Raw genomic sequence first — 16552 nt, 5'->3', positions numbered from 1 at the left:
AGCTGAGTCCGTGGATCGGATCTTTCAGCGCCGCTGAATCTGTTTAAGTTCGACGGCCTTGCTAACGGCTTTCGCTCTGATACGAAACAATCAATTTTTCCAGCGCGGCCCACGTGAGACGCACCGCATCCGGCAAGTGCAGGAAGCGCGCGTCGTGATGCAGACCGAGCGTGAAGCTGTACAGTTCGAACAGCATCAGCTGCGGATCGGTATCGGCGCGCAGATGCCCTTCTTCCATCGCCTGCGAAATTGCACGAGTAAGCGCCGCACGCCAGATCGTCACGCTCGACACCAGTTGCTCGCGCACCGGGTTGTCTCCGCGATCGTCGTACTCGACCGCGCCGCTGATGTAGATGCACCCAGTCGTGACTTCCTGAATGCGTTTCTCAATCCAGCGGGAGATCATCGCGCGCAAGCGCGGCAATCCACGAGGTTCGCGCAAACTCGGGAAAAACACCTCGTCTTCAAAACGACGGTGATATTCGCGCACGACTTCGACCTGCAAATCCTCGCGCGACCCGAAATGCGCGAACACACCGCTTTTGCTCATCTGCATGCGCTCGGCCAGTAATCCAATCGTCAGACCTTCCAGTCCGTCGCGGCTTGCCAGATCAAGTGCTGCTTCGAGAATCGCGACTCGTGTTTGTTCGCCTTTTCGCATAGCTTTTTACCGTTCTAATGTGACCGAAAGAAAATCGAACGGCCGTACTATTATTGAGTGCTGCCGTCCGCGAAACAAGGACTTTATTAGAAACCGGTTTCTAACCCGGTTTCAATTCTGCGGCATCCGTCAATCGGAGGAAGGAGATTTTTTAGAGGCGTTTGCCTTCTTTTGTTTCCTTCCATTGGCGCCGCGCCCTTGCGCCTTATGTGAGAAAGAAAGAAGCGCTAGTCATAGCCGCCCACCGTCAACAGCTTCATCACAGCCCTGTAGCTGGTGTAAGCGAGCCAGTTGAGGAGGCGCTCGCCGGCCGGACGGGCCTCGTAGCGCGCCTCGTCGATCCGGCGCGAGTCCCTGAATGCGACAAGGATCGCTTCGCGCAGCGCGTCGATCGAGGGGTCGTTGACCAGCACCACGTTGGCCTCGTTATTGAGCATCAGGCTCAATGCGTCGAGATTCGACGAGCCGACCGTTCCCCAGTTCGAATCCACCACCGCGACCTTGCCGTGCAGCAGGGTTTTCTCGTACTCGGCGATCTGCACGCCAGCTTTGAGGAGCGCACGATACAGGAACGGCACCGCGTAATCGAGCGCCCTGAACTCCTTGCGCCCGATGATGAGCTTCACGTCGACACCACGCCGCGCCGCGAATACCAGCGCGCGCCGCAGCTTACGGCCCGGCATGAAGTACGGGTTGGCCAGCAGCACTTCGCTGCGCGCCTGGCCGATCGCGGTCAGATAGGCCTTTTCGATGGCGCGGCGGTTGATCAGGTTGTCGCGTGCGACGAAAGCCACGCACGGCTGACCGCCGGCCCATAGCGCCTCGTTGCGGTTGCGGCGCCGTCTGCGCAACGTGCCGAGCGACGCCATGGTTTTCGGCGCGAGATCGGGCTCAAGCGACTCCAGAGGCCGATGCCCGAGACGAATGCGCCGCCATTGCACCTCGAACGCCTCGCGGATATCGGCGACCACCGGCCCATGCAGTTCCACCGCGAAATCCCAGCGCCGGTAAGGCAGCTTCTCGCCATTGTTCTCGTAGTCGTCGACAATGTTGATGCCGCCGCAGTAGCCGAACTGGTCGTCCACCACCGCGATCTTGCGGTGCGTACGCGAGAAGCCGAAGCGGCCGAACAGATGTGGGTTGTAGATGCGATGGTCGATACCGGCTAACGGCCACTCGTTGAACATCTCGAGACGCGCGGTGCCGATCCCGTCGGTAATCACGCGCACCTTGACGCCGCGCGAGGCTGCGCGCTGCAAAGCCGCGCTGACGGCCTGCCCTGCGCTGTCGTTACAGAAGATGTAGGTTTCGAGAACGACGTCGCTCTGGGCCGCGTCGATGCGTTCGATCAGCGCGGCAAAGAACTCGTCGCCGGAACGCAGCAACTTGACGTCGTTGCCGCTGGTGAAGCGGTAGCGCTGCCAGTAACGGCGGCCGAGCAGCGATTGCCGGAGCCGCGCGAAACTGCGCGCGCCGCCGACGCTCACCGGGCACGCTCCTCGGGCTGGCCATTCAGGCGCCCAGCGAGCCGCTTCGGCAATTGCAGGATCGCATCCGCATTCGACGACGAAAAACAGCGCGAGGCGGCCTCTTCATACGGCAGCCACAGGAACGCGGTGTGCTCGCGCGGCGCGAGTGTCACCTCGAGTTGCTCGGGCACTTCCAGGCTGAACCAGTGCTCGGTGTTGTGGATCACGCCCTCGGCATAGCGATGCCGGAACTGGGGGTAAATCTCATATTCGATTGAGTACTGCCAGTCGAACAACGCGCGTTGCGGCACGAGCGTCGTGCCGACCACGATGCCGGTTTCCTCGGCAACTTCGCGCGCCGCTGTCTCAATGAAGGGTTCGTCGACCTGGTCTTTCGAACCGGTCACCGATTGCCAGAAATCTGCGTGATCGGCGCGCCGGATCAACAGCACGTCGAGCGCGGGCGTATGGATGACGACGAGTACGGATTGCGGGATCTTCGGCGGTTTCGGCATGGCGTAAAAACTGGGCGCAACGCTTACGCGGTACATGTCGGCGAGTGGTCCAATGATCGGTGGGGATCGGTTGCTTCGACTGTAACGCAAAAAACGAAAAAGGCGCATCACGCGCCTTTTTCGTTTGCTTCTCCGTTCCACTGTGGCTGCCAGTCTTCAGGCAGCCAGCGTTTGGCTCAGCTTAGACCTTCGGTTCCGGCTGACGCAGACGGATGTGCAACTCGCGCAACTGGCGCTCGTCCACTTCGCTCGGCGCCTGCGTGAGCAGACACTGCGCGCGTTGCGTCTTCGGGAACGCGATCACGTCGCGGATCGAATCGGCGCCGGCCATCATCGTGATGATGCGGTCCAGACCGAACGCGATACCGCCGTGCGGCGGCGCGCCGTATTGCAGCGCGTCGAGCAGGAAGCCGAACTTGGCTTGTGCCTCTTCCGCGTTGATCTTCAGCGCGCGGAACACCTTGCTCTGGACTTCTTCACGGTGGATACGCACCGAACCGCCGCCGATTTCCCAGCCGTTCAGCACCATGTCGTAGGCCTTGGCGAGGCAGCGCGCCGGATCCGTTTCCAGATACTCGAGGTGCTCGTCCTTCGGGCTCGTGAACGGGTGATGCGCGGCGACGTAGCGGTTATCTTCCTCGTCATACTCGAACATCGGGAAATCGACCACCCACAGCGGCTTCCAGCCGGATTCAACCAGGCCGTTGGCTTTGCCAAATTCGGAATGACCGATCTTCAGACGCAGTGCGCCCAGGCTGTCGTTCACCACCTTCGCGCGATCCGCCGCGAAGAAAATGATATCGCCGTCTTGCGCGCCGGTGCGCTCGATGATCGCCTTGACCGCTTCGTCGTGCAGGTTCTTGACGATCGGGCTTTGCAGACCGTCACGGCCCTTCGCCACTTCGTTGACCTTGATCCAGGCCAGACCCTTCGCGCCGTAAATGCGCACGAATTCCGTGTAGCTGTCGATGTCGCCACGCGAGAGCTCGCCGCCCTTCGGCACGCGGATCGCCGCGACGCGGCCGTCTTTCGTGTTGGCCGGCGTGCTGAACACCTTGAAATCGACGTCCTTGACGGCGTCCGTCAGGTCCGTGAATTCGAGCTTGACGCGCAAGTCCGGCTTATCCGAACCGAAACGCCGCATCGCTTCCGAGTACTCCATGACCGGGAATTTCTCGGCCAGTTCGACGCCGATCGTTTCCTTGAACACGTGCCGGATCATCGCTTCGAATAGATCGCGGATTTCCTGTTCCGACAGGAACGAGGTTTCGCAATCGATCTGCGTGAATTCCGGCTGACGGTCGGCGCGCAGGTCCTCGTCGCGGAAGCACTTGACGATCTGGTAGTAGCGATCGAAGTTAGCGACCATCAGCAGCTGCTTGAACAGCTGCGGCGATTGCGGCAACGCGAAAAACTGACCCGGGTTGGTACGCGACGGCACGAGGTAGTCGCGCGCGCCTTCCGGCGTGCTCTTGGTGAGCATTGGCGTTTCGATGTCGATAAAGCCCAGCGAGTCCAGGTACTTACGCACCTCGATCGCGACGCGGTAACGCAGACGCAGGTTGTGCTGCATCTGCGGACGGCGCAGGTCGAGCACGCGGTGCGTGAGACGCGTGGTTTCCGACAGGTTATCGTCGTCGAGCTGGAACGGCGGCGTGATCGACGGGTTCAGCACGATCAGCTCGTGACACAGCACTTCGATCTTGCCGCTTTTCAGCGAGGCGTTCGTCGTGCCTTCCGGGCGAGCGCGAACCACACCCTTGATCTGCAGGCAGAACTCGTTCCGGACGCCTTCAGCCGTCTTGAACATCTCCGCGCGATCCGGATCGCAGACGACCTGAACGAGGCCTTCGCGGTCGCGCAGGTCGATGAAGATGACGCCGCCATGGTCACGGCGGCGGCTTACCCAACCGCACAGCGAGACGGGTTGGCCCAGCAGTTCTTCGGTCACCAGACCGCAGTATTCAGATCTCATCGACATGATGTTTGTCTTTCGTTTTGCATTGGTTGAGCGGCGCGCTGCAGTGAAACACTGCGCACCGGCATTACAGCGGAGGCTCGACTGTCGTGCGACGCACCGGCGCCGGCGGCGCGGACGGCGCCACGACGCCCATCGAGACGATGTACTTGAGCGCGGCGTCGACCGTCATGTCGAGTTCGATCACTTCGCTCTTGGGCACCATCAGGAAGAAGCCGGACGTTGGGTTCGGCGTAGTCGGCACATACACGCTGACGTGATCTTCTTTCAGGTGGTTGACCACGTCGCCGCCCGGAATGCCGGTCAGAAACGCAATCGTATAGGAACCGCGGCGCGGGTACTCGATCAGCAGCGCCTTGCGAAACGCATTGCCGCTGCTCGACAACAAGGTGTCCGACACCTGCTTCACGCTGGTGTAGAGCGGGCCGACCACCGGAATGTGAGCAACCACGACTTCCCACCACTTCACGAGCTTCTGGCCGATGAAGTTCTGCGTCAACAGCCCGACGACAAAGATGAACGCCAATGTCAGCACTGCGCCGAGGCCCGGCAAACGGAAGCCGAGCGCGCGTTCCGGCTGCCATGAGGTAGGCAGCAGCAACAGCGTCTGGTCCATCGTGCCGATGATCAGGCCGAGCACCCACAGGGTGATAGCCAGAGGCACCAGCACCAGCAGGCCAGTCAGGAACACCGATTTGAGCGTCGTTTTTTTCGTCGTCATGTGTACCGCCAGAAAGCTGCGCGAGCCGATATCCGCCGCGCGGCGTGTGCGCCGCCCCTGAGGGCGGCAGTCCCACTAGGCGCTGCCGGGACCGCTCGAACTCGCCGGTGCGGCCGGTGCGGCAGCAGGCGTTGCGGCTGCGCCCGATGAAGCGGCGGCGGCCGTGCCGTTGGCCGGGGCCGTGTCGGATTTCACTGCGCCGTCATTCCCGGCTGCGGCGGTTTCGCCCGAATTCGCATTCGAGCCGCCATTCGCGTCGGGCTTGGCCGGCGCGCCCGCGCCACCGTTGCCGCTGCGAAAATCGGTCACATACCAGCCGGATCCTTTCAACTGGAAACCGGCTGCAGTCACCTGCTTGCGAAATGTGTCTTTCCCGCACTCGGGACATTGCGTCAACTGGGGGTCGCTCATCTTCTGAAGCACGTCCTTCCCAAAACCGCATGACTCGCAACGATAAGCGTAGATCGGCATGATCTTTTCCCTACTGAAATCTTATAAACGCTTGCAAAGCCTTGAATTATAGCCGCAAACGACACCCCTTCCCGGGATTTCGGGGACAAGCGCCGGACGCAGCCGCCGTCCACCTAAATGGGGGCGGCCGCGTTCGAATCAAGTACGGCCCGCGCTGCCGCCGGGTGCGGCAGCGTCTTCAATCACGACGGCGCCAGGTCAGCCAGCGCTCGCGTCCAACAAAAACAGCAATCGAATCGTTCACGGCTTCGTCTTCGATCAGATCGAAGTACGGCGTGAGCAACGCGTCGAGTTCAGCACGATCGATACCGAACGGCGGCCCTTTCGGCGTCGCGCCGATGAAATAGAAACCCGCCAGCAACGCGCCGGCTGGCAACAACCCGGCCATCCGTTGCGCGTAGTCTGCACGGCGCGCCAACGGCAGCGCGCAAAGGAATGCACGCTCGTAGATCCATGCCGGCGTGAACGGCGGTTCGTAAGTGAAGAAGTCAGCCTGCTCGACCAACGACGCATGCGGCGCGCCCAATTGCTCGCGCGCTGCCGCAACCGCGGCCGGCGAGAAATCGATGGCCCGGACCGGATTGCCTTGTTGCGCCAGCCACAGCGCTTCATAGGCACTGCCACAACCCGGAATCAGTACCGCAGCGTCGCGATGGCGCTCGGCGAACGACTGGAATGCCGACGGCACGCCCGCCTGATCCCAGGGCGTGAAATGGCGCTCGAAGCGCTCGTCCCAAAACGCCGGCGAATCGGGGTCGCGGGTCGCGAAATCGGGCGCTGAAGGCGGGTTCGGGTCGCTCATGGAATGCCTCGTGGGGATCAGGATCGGGGTCGGGGTCAACCGCCGTAGGCGAATGCCAGAAAAGCCCGCGCCAGCACCGCGCCGACACCGACCGCCACGCCGAACAGAAGCAAGCCCTGCAACAGCCGGTTGGTGCGTTTCTGCTCGAGCAGGATCTGGCGAATCATGTCGTCGTTCACCCCGCGCGTATTGTCGTGGCGTCCGGCCAGCACATGGTGAATCAGGCGCGGCAACTGCGGCAGCGTCTTGCTCCACTGCGGCGCCTCGATCTTCAGCCGTTCGTACCAGCCACGCAGACCGATCTGTTCGTTCATCCAGCGTTCGAGGTAGGGCTTGGCCGTCTTCCACAAGTCCAGTTCAGGATCCAGCGAGCGGCCGAGTCCTTCCACGTTCAGCATGGTTTTTTGCAGCAGCACCAGTTGCGGCTGGATTTCCACGTTGAAGCGGCGCGAGGTCGAGAAGAGGCGCATCAACACCTGGCCGAGCGAAATATCCTTCAACGCCCGGTCGAAGTAAGGCTCGCAAACCGCGCGGATCGCGCTTTCCAGTTCTTCGACCCGCGTAGTAGGCGGTACCCAGCCGGACTCCAGATGCAACGTGGCGACGCGGTGGTAGTCACGCTTGAAGAAAGCGAGGAAGTTCTGCGCGAGGTAGTTCTTATCGAAGTCCGACAGCGCGCCGATGATGCCGAAGTCAAGCGCGATATAGCGGCCGAAGTGCGCTGGGTCGAGGCTCACCTGAATGTTGCCCGGGTGCATGTCGGCGTGGAAAAAACCATCGCGGAACACCTGGGTGAAGAAAATCTCGACGCCTTCACGCGCCAGCTTCGGAATATCGACGCCGGCCGCGCGCAGCGTCTCCACCTGGCTGATCGGCACGCCGACCATGCGCTCCATCACCAGCACGGTGGGCGTGCAGAACTCCCAGTACATCTCCGGCACCAGCAGCAGATCGAGCCCGGCGAAGTTGCGACGCAACTGGCTGCCGTTGGCCGCCTCGCGCATCAGATCGAGTTCGTCGTGCAGGTATTTGTCGAATTCGGCGACCACTTCGCGCGGCTTGAGGCGCTTGCCGTCGGCCCACAAACGCTCGGCCCAGACAGCGATGTCGCGCAGCAAGGCCAGGTCGGAATCGATCACCGGCAACATGTTCGGCCGCAACACCTTCACGGCGACCGCCTTGCCCGCGTGCTGCCCTGCTTTCACCTTCGCAAAGTGCACCTGCGCGATCGACGCACTCGCCACCGGCACCCGCTCGAAATCGTCGAACAGCACGTCGACCGGCGCGCCGAGCGACTTCTCGACCAGCCCGATCGCCACCGCCGAATCGAACGGCGGGACCTGATCCTGCAACTTGGCCAGTTCGTTCGCGATATCCACCGGCAGCAGATCGCGCCGCGTGGATAGCACCTGCCCGAACTTGACGAAGATCGGCCCGAGGCTCTCGAGCGCGAGCCGCAGGCGCACACCCGGCGGCGCGTCGAACTTGCGACCAATCGTGGTGATACGCAGCAGCAGACGCACGCGCCGGTCGTTGACGCGGCTGAGCATCATCTCATCGAGACCGAAGCGGATGACCGTGAAGAAAATCTTGAGGAAACGCAGAAAACGCATAGTTGTGCCCGATGACTAGCGCGTGCCGCGCGACGTGGCGGCGCCGCCCGGTGCATCAGCGCCGCGGGCTTCGACCTTCTGTTCAAGACGCTCGATGCGCTTTTCCACTCGCGCCAGAGCATCGCGGGCGCGCGCCAGTTCGACGTTGAAGTCCTCCAGGGCGGCGCTCCGCACCAATTGCGGATTTTCATCGAGCAGGTATTCGGCGGCGGTGTCGAGCAGATTGCGCCCGGTGCGCCGCGCATGTTCGCCGACCGTGCGCACGACCGACGCCACCCGCCACGCCGGACCGTCGCCGATCAGCTTCGCCAGGTCCTCTTCCGGCTCCCAGCGCAGATGCTCGGCAAGCTTGGCGATGACCGTCGCAAATTCGGCGTCGCCTTCGATCTTCACGTGTTTCATCACGGCGGCCTGGCCGCCTTGCACAAAGGCCGGCAGTGCGTCCGACGGCACCGAGATGGCCACATCGAACTGTTGCGCATCGGTTTCGTCGACCGCAACCAAGTAACCGTCCGATTGCACTAGCAGCATCAGCACGACAGGCGGACAGGACAGTCGGGCGGTCTTGCCCGCATACGGGGCGAGGCGCTCGCGAGCCCACGATTCGCGGGCGAGCAGATGATTGACAGCAGCAGCGAAGGGCTTGGCGGCGAGGGTCATTGAAAGTGGCAAGAAAAAACCCGCGCAGGCGAGGTGCCCGCGCGGGTTCCTATTGTAACGTCCGTTCGCTTCGCGGCTTGCTATGCCGAACGGCCAACGTTTTGTGCGAAATCAGGGCGAGCCGTGCTGCCTCGGCGCTGCCCCGCCACGGCCTCAGTGCTGCGCCACCTGCTGAATGCCGGCCAGCAGCCACCCTTCGCCCGGCCGGTTCGACTTCGACAGGTTCCAGACCTCGACGAACGGCTCAGCCGCTGCACCCGCCGATTCGCGGATCAAGCCCGAGAACCGCACGCTGGCAAAGTATTCGGTCGCACGTTCTTCAACGCCCAGCAACTCCGCGTTCAACTGCACCACGTCCGTCTGATTCGACTCGGCACCGCGCGACGAGAGATCGACCTTCACTTCGGCGAACATCTCCGGCGTAGTGAATTCACGAATGTCTTCCGTGTTGCCGACGTCCCATGCGGCTTGCAGACGGACGAAATACACCTTGGCGTTACGCAGGAACGCTTCCGAATCGAAGCCGGCGGGCACCGCCGGCACGGCGTTGATGGACGGCGTGGTCAGCGGATTGCCTTGCGGTTCGAGATAAGAGCCGGTGGGCGGAGCGGTGTAGCGCGGCTCCTGCGTGTAGCCGGTGCCTCCCGAGTTAAGCGACGGTGCGCCGCCTGCGTACGCCGGACGCGCCGTGTCACGCTTGCGGCCCATGAAGCGCCGGATCAGCCAGATACCGATCATTGCAATGACCGCGATCACGATGATATTGGCCATGGCGCCGGCAAATGCGCCGCCCAGACCGAAATGCGACAGCAATGCGGCGATACCGAGACCGGCGGCCAGACCGGCGATCGGCCCAAGCCAGCGCGAGCGGTTTGGCGCGGCGGCGGGACTCGGCGTAGGCGCCGGAGCCGGTTGCGCGCGCTGCTGCATCGCCTGATTGCTTTGGGAAGGTTGCGACGGGGTCGATTGTTGCTGAACCGTGTTCGACTGACGGCCAAGACTACGGCCGCCGCCCATGCGGCGGGCTTCCGCATCGAGCGAGGCGAGAGAGCCGGCCATGATCAGACCGACCATCGCGATCAGTCCGATTCTTCTCACCAACGACCGCCCAACCTTACGGGGAGATAACACACCTGAATCGGACATTTTCGTACTTTCCTTTAAAAAACGATGGGTTAGGAACCCTAGTATTTGGTCCCCACATGTAAAGCTACCACGCCAGCTGACAAATTGTAATATTTGACGCCGTCCAGGCCCGCTTGTTCCATCATTGTTTTTAAAGTTTCCTGGTCCGGATGCATCCGGATCGATTCCGCCAGGTAGCGGTAGCTCTCGGCGTCCTTCGCAAAACGGTCGCCGAGCCACGGCAGCACCTTGAACGAATAGACGTCGTAGACCTTTTTAAGCGGATCCCACACCTTCGAGAACTCCAGCACCAGCAGACGGCCAGCCGGTTTCAACACGCGGCGCATCTCGGCTAACGCCACATCCTTGTGCGTCATGTTGCGCAAACCGAATGCCACGGTGACCACGTCGAAGTAATTGTCCGGAAAGGGGATCTTTTCGGCGTCGCAGAGCAGCGCCGGCGTAATCACGCCCTTATCCAGCAGGCGGTCGCGGCCCACACGCAGCATCGATTCATTGATGTCGGTGTGCCAGACTTCGCCGGTTTCGCCCGCCTGTTTGGCGAACGCCTTCGACAGATCCCCGGTGCCACCCGCAATATCGAGCACCTTGAAGCCCGGCCGGACGTTGGCCTGGGCGATCGTGAACATCTTCCACGCCCGGTGCAGCCCGCCCGACATCAGGTCGTTCATCAGGTCGTAGTTGGAGGCGACCGAGTGGAATACGCCGGCCACCTTTTGCGCTTTTTCCTGTTCGTCGACCGATTGAAAGCCGAAGTGGGTTTTGCTCATCGCGCTCGTCCTTTCGCGTATTCTGAAATGTTGCGCCGCATCAGTGCGGCGATCAGGGCGAATCGTATCAGTGACAGTGCCCGTGCGCAGCGCCGGCTGGCTTCATTGCCGCATCACGGTCGACGCCCGCCGCTGCCAGTTTGGCGAGATAGTCGCGCCAGAGTTCATCCTGACGGACGGCCATGTCGTGCAGCAGGTCCCAGGAATAGATGCCGGTGGCGTGCCCGTCGGAGAAAGTTGGCTGCACCGCGTAGTTGCCGACGCCTTCGATCATCGTGATCGTGACGTCGCGTTTCCCGGTTTGCAGCGTCTCCTGGCCGGGTCCGTGGCCCATCACTTCGGCTGAGGGCGAATACACGCGCAGCAGTTCGAACGGCAAGCGATACGTTTCGCCGTTTGCGTATTGCAATTCGAGCACGCGCGATTTGGAATGCACGACCATACCGGTCGGCACCGGGGTATCGGGAGTCAATCCAGCCATGATGACCTCATAAGAAAACGCCGGGCCGCTCCAGGGTTTGCGCCCCGCAGGAAGCTCCTGGGGTTGGCGCTTTCAGGGGTCGGCGAGAAGCGGCAGGTTTTGGGGGCATGCGTCGTACGCCGCGTCGCCCCACGTGTTCATCAGCCCCTTGGGGAGCCTGGCGCAAAGCGGCAGGCTCGGGGGCGCTCAGCCAAGAGCCTGTTCGATTTCCTGCCGCACCGCCTCGCGCAGCAAGGTAGCTTGCGCGCGGCGCGACGACAGCAATGCTTCGGACACCGTGCGTTGGCGCGGCGCCCAGATCGGCAACGGGAAGTGAGCGTCGTTCGAAAAACGCGGAATCACATGCCAATGCACGTGCGGCACCTGGTTGCCGAGGCTCGCCAGGTTGACCTTCACCGGCTGAAGAATACGCCGGATCGCGCGCTCGACCGCGTACACGGCCTGCATCACGCGATCGCGGTCGGTTCCGGCGAGATCGGAAAACTCAGCGACATGCTTGTTCCAGATCACCCGGCAAAAGCCCGGGTAATCGTGTTCGTCGGCAAGGACGACACGCAGGGTGTCGTCCTGCCACAGCACGTCGCCGCCATCTTCAAGGCAAAAAACGCAGTCCATCGTCGTCCTCAGGCAAAAATCGTCAGTCGTGCCATTAAACCAGCACGCGCTCGATTCCGCCATTGTTCGCCCGCTGGACGTAGTCCGCCATCCAGTCTTCACCCAGCACATGACGTGCCATTTCGACGACGATGTAGTCCGCCTCGGTGCCCGAGTCTTCGTTGTAACGCGACAGGCCTTGCAAGCAGGATGGGCAGCTCGTCAGGATCTTCACCTCGGTGACGCCGTTCGGCTGCGGCCCGCTGCCCGCCTTGAGCACGGAGCCGTCCGGTGCACCTGCCGCGCCGGCCGATGCATTGGCCGGATTGATCGCGTTCGCACCCGCCTCAGCAACCAAAGGAATCCCACGCAGCTTCGCCGCACCCTTGCGCATCTCCTCTTCCTTGCGGAAACGGACCTGCGTCGAGATGTCGGGACGCGTCACCGCGAGTGTGCCGGATTCGCCACAGCAGCGATCGTTCTTCTCGATCTTGTAGCCGTCGTTCTCCGAACCCATCAGCTGATTGACAAGCTTGACCGGGTCCATCGTCTTGATCGGGGAGTGGCACGGGTCGTGGTACATGTAGCGTACGCCGTTCACGCCTTCGAGCTTGATGCCTTTCTCGAGCAGAAATTCGTGGATGTCGATGATCCGGCAGCCCGGAAAGATCTTCTCGAATTCGTAGCCGGCGAGCTGGTCGTAACACGTGCCGCACGACACCACCACCGTCTTGATGTCGAGATAATTCAGCGTATTCGCGACGCGGTGGAACAGCACGCGGTTATCCGTGACGATCTGCTCGGCCTTGTCGAACTGGCCCGAACCGCGTTGCGGGTAGCCGCAACACAGGTAACCCGGCGGCAGCACGGTTTGCACGCCCGCTTCCCACAGCATGGCTTGCGTCGCCAGACCCACTTGCGAGAACAGCCGCTCCGAGCCGCAGCCCGGGAAGTAGAACACCGCTTCCGTATCGGCGGTGGTCGTCTTCGGATTGCGGATGATCGGGACGATCTTGTTGTCCTCGATGTCCAGCAACGCGCGCGCCGTTTTCTTCGGCAGATTGCCCGGCATCTTTTTGTTCATGAAGTGGATCACCTGCTGCGTGACCTTCGGCTTGCCGACGGTTGCCGGCGGGTGCGCCGTCTGCTTCTTCGCGAACTTCTTCAGCACGTCGTTGCCGAGACGCTGCGCCTTGTAGCCGATGCCCATCATCGCGGTGCGCGCGAGGTTGATGGTCTGCGGATTGGTAGCGTTGAGGAAGAACATGCCGGCTGCGTTGCCCGGATTGAACTTCTTCTTACCCATCTTGCGCAGCAGGTTGCGCATGTTCATCGTCACGTCGCCGAAGTCGATCTTCACCGGGCACGGCGTCACGCATTTGTGACAGACCGTGCAGTGATCCGCGACGTCATTGAACTCGTCCCAGTGCTTGATCGACACGCCACGGCGGGTCTGCTCTTCGTACAGGAACGCCTCGACCAGCAAGGAGGTGGCGAGAATCTTGTTGCGCGGGCTGTACAGCAGGTTCGCGCGCGGCACGTGGGTCGCGCACACCGGCTTGCACTTACCGCAACGCAGACAGTCTTTGATCGACTCGGAAATCGCGCCGATGTCGGACTGCTGCATGATCAGCGATTCGTAACCCATCAGGCCGAAGCTCGGCGTGTACGCGTTACGCAGATCGGCGCCGGCAAGCAGCTTGCCCGCATTGAAGCGGCCATGCGGATCGACGCGCTGCTTGTACGCGCGGAATTCGCCGATTTCATCCTCGGTCAGGAACTCGAGCTTGGTGATGCCGATGCCGTGCTCACCGGAAATCACGCCGTCGAGCGAACGCGCCAGCTTCATGATGCGCGCGACCGCCGTGTGGGCGTCCTGCAGCATCTCGTAGTTGTCGGAGTTGACCGGCAGGTTCGTGTGGACGTTGCCGTCGCCCGCGTGCATGTGCAGCGCGACGAATACACGGCCACGCAGCACCTTCTTGTGGATCGCCTGGGCTTCTTCGAGGATGGGCTCGAACTCGCCGCCGTTGAAGATCTGACGCAGTTCAGCGCGGATCTCCGCCTTCCACGACACGCGCACCGTACGGTCCTGCGTGATATGGAACACGGTGGCCTCCGGTTGCGCGTCCGCGCGATCGGCGAACTTCTCCGCCAGCCCTTCGTAGCCGAGGCCGACCAGATAATGCTGCGCCTCGCGCACGGACAGATCGAGCTTGTCGCGCAGGAATTCCCAGCGCGTGCGCACCTTCTTCAGCAGATCGAGCGCCTGTTGCACGCGGTCTTCGAGCAACTCCGCGCTCGGGATTTCGTTGGCGTCGTCGCTCTTGCCGAGCGGCAGCTTGCCGCCCTTGAAAAATGCCTCGAGCGCGTCGACCAGTTGCAGCTTGTTCTTGATCGACAGTTCGATATTGATGCGTTCGATGCCATCGGTGTACTCGCCCATGCGGTCGAGCGGGATCACCACGTCTTCGTTGATCTTGAACGCGTTGGTGTGCTTGGCAATCGCGGCGGTACGGCTGCGGTCGAGCCAGAAACGCTTGCGCGCTTCGGCGTTGACCGCGACGAAGCCTTCGCCGCTCTTGCCGTTGGCCATGCGCACAACTTCCGAGGTAGCTTGCGCCACCGCATCCGCATCGTCGCCGACGATATCGCCGATCAGCACCATCTTCGGAAACGCGTTGCGCTTGCTCTTGGTCGCATAACCGACCGCCCGCAGATAGCGCTCGTCCAGATGCTCGAGGCCGGCGAGAATCGCGCCGCCCCGCTTCGACGTTTCGAACAGATAGTCTTTGATCTCGACGATGCTCGGAATCGCTTCGCGGGCCTGACCGAAGAATTCAAGGCACACCGTGCGCGTATGCGCCGGCATCTTGTGCAGCACCCAGCGCGCCGACGTGATCAGGCCGTCGCAGCCTTCCTTCTGCACGCCCGGCAAGCCGGCCAGGAATTTGTCCGTGACGTCCTTGCCCAAGCCTTCCTTACGGAATACGCGACCTTTGATGTCGAGCGCTTCCGTGCGCAGCAGCTTTTCGCCCGGCGCGTAGCTACCGTCGAACCACTTCAGTTCGAAACGCGCGAGTTCGATGTCGTGAATCTTGCCGAGGTTGTGGTCCAGACGCGTGACTTCGAGCCAGTTTCCTTCCGGGTCGACCATGCGCCACCAGGCGAGGTTGTCGAGCGCCGTGCCCCACAGCACGGCCTTCTTGCCGCCCGCGTTCATCGCGACATTGCCGCCGACACAGGACGCATCCAGCGAGGTCGGGTCGACCGCGAACACGAAGCCGGCCTGCTCGGCCGCTTCGGTCACACGCCGAGTGACCACGCCCGCGCCGGAGAAAATCGTCGCCACCTTGCGGTCAACGCCCGGCAGTTCGGTCATCTCGACCGCGCCAAGTTGTTCGAGCTTTTCGGTGTTGATGACGGCCGAAAACGGCGTAAGCGGCACCGCGCCGCCTGTGTAGCCCGTGCCGCCTCCGCGCGGGATCACGGTCAGACCGAGCTCGAAACACGCCTTGATCATGCCGGCGATCTCGGCTTCGGTGTCGGGCGTCAGCACGACGAACGGGTACTCGACACGCCAGTCGGTCGCGTCGGTCACATGCGAGACGCGGGACAAACCGTCGAACTTGATGTTGTCTTTTTCTGTGACCTTGCCCAAGACCTTGTTCGCACGACGGCGCAGATCGAAGGTTTTCTGGAACTCACTCTCGAAATCGTCGACGGCCCGGCGCGCAGCCGCGACCAGCGTTTCCACGCGAGCAGCCCGATCGATGCCTGCTTCGTCGCCGTGTTCGACCAGATCGGCGCGGCGACGCTTGTCGATCTCGGTCAGACGGTGATGCAGCGCCTCGATCAGCAGCGCGCGGCGCTTCGGATTGTCGAGCAGGTCATCTTGCAGGTAAGGATTGCGGCGCACGACCCAGATGTCGCCGAGCACTTCATACAACATCCGCGCCGAGCGGCCGGTGCGGCGTTCCGCCCGCAGTTCGGCCAAAGCCGCCCAGGCTTCGTCGCCAAGCAGACGGATGACGATTTCGCGGTCGGAAAACGACGTGTAGTTATAGGGAATTTCGCGCAGACGCGCTTCGGGATCGGCGGCCACCGCAATGGCGGCCCCGTGCGGATCGAAAACTTGAGGTGCGTTCATGTTCGGACGACTCTGTGGGTCAACCGGGCGCGCTCATGGGTGAGGCGCCGGCGGACAGTGCGCGTGGAGCGCAATGCTGGAAATCTTCTAGGGGAGCGAAGCGCAACCGACGGCCTACCCACATCGGTCGCTTCACGGCGCTCAGAGACAGCTACACGATCGTGCGTGGCGGACGTGACGCTCCGCCGCGGGGCAAGACTCACGCGGGACGGGCATCAAATGGGCGATCCGAGGCTGCCAGTGCATCTTCCGATCCTTATTCCAAAATGGAATTCTACCCCATGATCCAGCCGCGCGTTGACGCCTGAAATCGGAGCTGTGACGGGACTTTGGGCGTTTTTGGGTTGAACGGGACCCGCAAGCGCATGCGAAGAATTCTCCGACCGAACGGTCGGACGCCACTTTGCCGAGGACGCTCGGGCTTTCGCCGAGGGTTCGCTGAAGGCCAGAGTACACACCGTTGGCGCTATCATTGACCCTTTCCCGTCTCACAAAGCGCACCGCGCCACCCGCATGGCTTC

At 62.2% G+C, this 16552-nt stretch carries 14 protein-coding genes; all 14 read right to left on the bottom strand.

Translation table 11 applies throughout. From position 1 onward, the window contains the following. Nucleotides 1–61: 61 nt before the first annotated feature. The 14 genes from PQQ52_RS22160 to PQQ52_RS22095 all read right to left on the bottom strand — a co-directional run bounded on the left by PQQ52_RS22160 (nucleotide 62) and on the right by PQQ52_RS22095 (nucleotide 16031). Nucleotides 62–661: a TetR/AcrR family transcriptional regulator gene (locus tag PQQ52_RS22160; RefSeq protein ID WP_046566835.1), complete on the bottom strand. Its 600-nt coding sequence runs from the start codon at nucleotides 659–661 to the stop codon at nucleotides 62–64. Nucleotides 662–888: 227 nt separating this feature from the next. Then, on the bottom strand, nucleotides 889–2148 hold the full coding sequence (gene clsB / locus PQQ52_RS22155) for a cardiolipin synthase ClsB (RefSeq protein WP_408215875.1): 1260 nt from the start codon (nucleotides 2146–2148) through the stop codon (nucleotides 889–891). Continuing rightward, nucleotides 2145–2645: a dihydroneopterin triphosphate diphosphatase gene (gene nudB, locus PQQ52_RS22150; RefSeq protein WP_408215874.1), complete on the bottom strand. Its 501-nt coding sequence runs from the start codon at nucleotides 2643–2645 to the stop codon at nucleotides 2145–2147. The genes clsB and nudB overlap by 4 nt, the downstream gene beginning before the upstream one ends. 181 nt (nucleotides 2646–2826) lie before the next feature. Then, nucleotides 2827–4626 (bottom strand): aspartate--tRNA ligase, encoded by a 1800-nt coding sequence (gene aspS / locus PQQ52_RS22145; RefSeq protein WP_408215871.1) that lies wholly within the window; start codon nucleotides 4624–4626, stop codon nucleotides 2827–2829. Between the two features lie 64 nt (nucleotides 4627–4690). Continuing rightward, a complete protein-coding gene (locus PQQ52_RS22140; protein WP_408215868.1) occupies nucleotides 4691–5344 on the bottom strand; it encodes a DUF502 domain-containing protein in 654 nt (217 codons plus the stop codon). A gap of 75 nt (nucleotides 5345–5419) precedes the next feature. Next, entirely contained in the window at nucleotides 5420–5815 is a 396-nt protein-coding gene (locus PQQ52_RS22135; RefSeq protein ID WP_408215866.1) for an FmdB family zinc ribbon protein, read from the bottom strand. Between the two features lie 178 nt (nucleotides 5816–5993). After that, nucleotides 5994–6617, bottom strand: a complete 624-nt coding sequence (locus PQQ52_RS22130; protein WP_408215863.1) for a methyltransferase domain-containing protein — start codon at nucleotides 6615–6617, stop codon at nucleotides 5994–5996. Between the two features lie 35 nt (nucleotides 6618–6652). Continuing rightward, nucleotides 6653–8230, bottom strand: a complete 1578-nt coding sequence (gene ubiB, locus PQQ52_RS22125; protein ID WP_408215860.1) for a ubiquinone biosynthesis regulatory protein kinase UbiB — start codon at nucleotides 8228–8230, stop codon at nucleotides 6653–6655. A gap of 15 nt (nucleotides 8231–8245) precedes the next feature. Next, a complete protein-coding gene (locus PQQ52_RS22120; protein WP_408215859.1) occupies nucleotides 8246–8890 on the bottom strand; it encodes a ubiquinone biosynthesis accessory factor UbiJ in 645 nt (214 codons plus the stop codon). A 153-nt stretch (nucleotides 8891–9043) separates the two neighbouring features. Next, nucleotides 9044–10036 (bottom strand): Tim44 domain-containing protein, encoded by a 993-nt coding sequence (locus tag PQQ52_RS22115; RefSeq protein WP_408215857.1) that lies wholly within the window; start codon nucleotides 10034–10036, stop codon nucleotides 9044–9046. A gap of 38 nt (nucleotides 10037–10074) precedes the next feature. Then, nucleotides 10075–10806 (bottom strand): bifunctional demethylmenaquinone methyltransferase/2-methoxy-6-polyprenyl-1,4-benzoquinol methylase UbiE, encoded by a 732-nt coding sequence (gene ubiE, locus PQQ52_RS22110; protein WP_153137354.1) that lies wholly within the window; start codon nucleotides 10804–10806, stop codon nucleotides 10075–10077. A gap of 67 nt (nucleotides 10807–10873) precedes the next feature. Next, nucleotides 10874–11287: a gamma-butyrobetaine hydroxylase family protein gene (locus tag PQQ52_RS22105; RefSeq protein WP_408215855.1), complete on the bottom strand. Its 414-nt coding sequence runs from the start codon at nucleotides 11285–11287 to the stop codon at nucleotides 10874–10876. Between the two features lie 186 nt (nucleotides 11288–11473). After that, a complete protein-coding gene (locus PQQ52_RS22100; RefSeq protein WP_408215852.1) occupies nucleotides 11474–11902 on the bottom strand; it encodes an HIT family protein in 429 nt (142 codons plus the stop codon). Nucleotides 11903–11936: 34 nt separating this feature from the next. Further along, entirely contained in the window at nucleotides 11937–16031 is a 4095-nt protein-coding gene (locus PQQ52_RS22095; RefSeq protein ID WP_408215849.1) for a DUF3683 domain-containing protein, read from the bottom strand. Between the last annotated feature and the right edge of the window lie 521 nt (nucleotides 16032–16552).

This window comes from Paraburkholderia sediminicola, from assembly GCF_046030555.1.
GTDB classification, from domain to species: Bacteria; Pseudomonadota; Gammaproteobacteria; order Burkholderiales; family Burkholderiaceae; genus Paraburkholderia; species Paraburkholderia sediminicola_E.
Note: the sequence above shows the minus strand (reverse complement) of the source record. Positions and strands in the feature narration are given on the sequence as shown.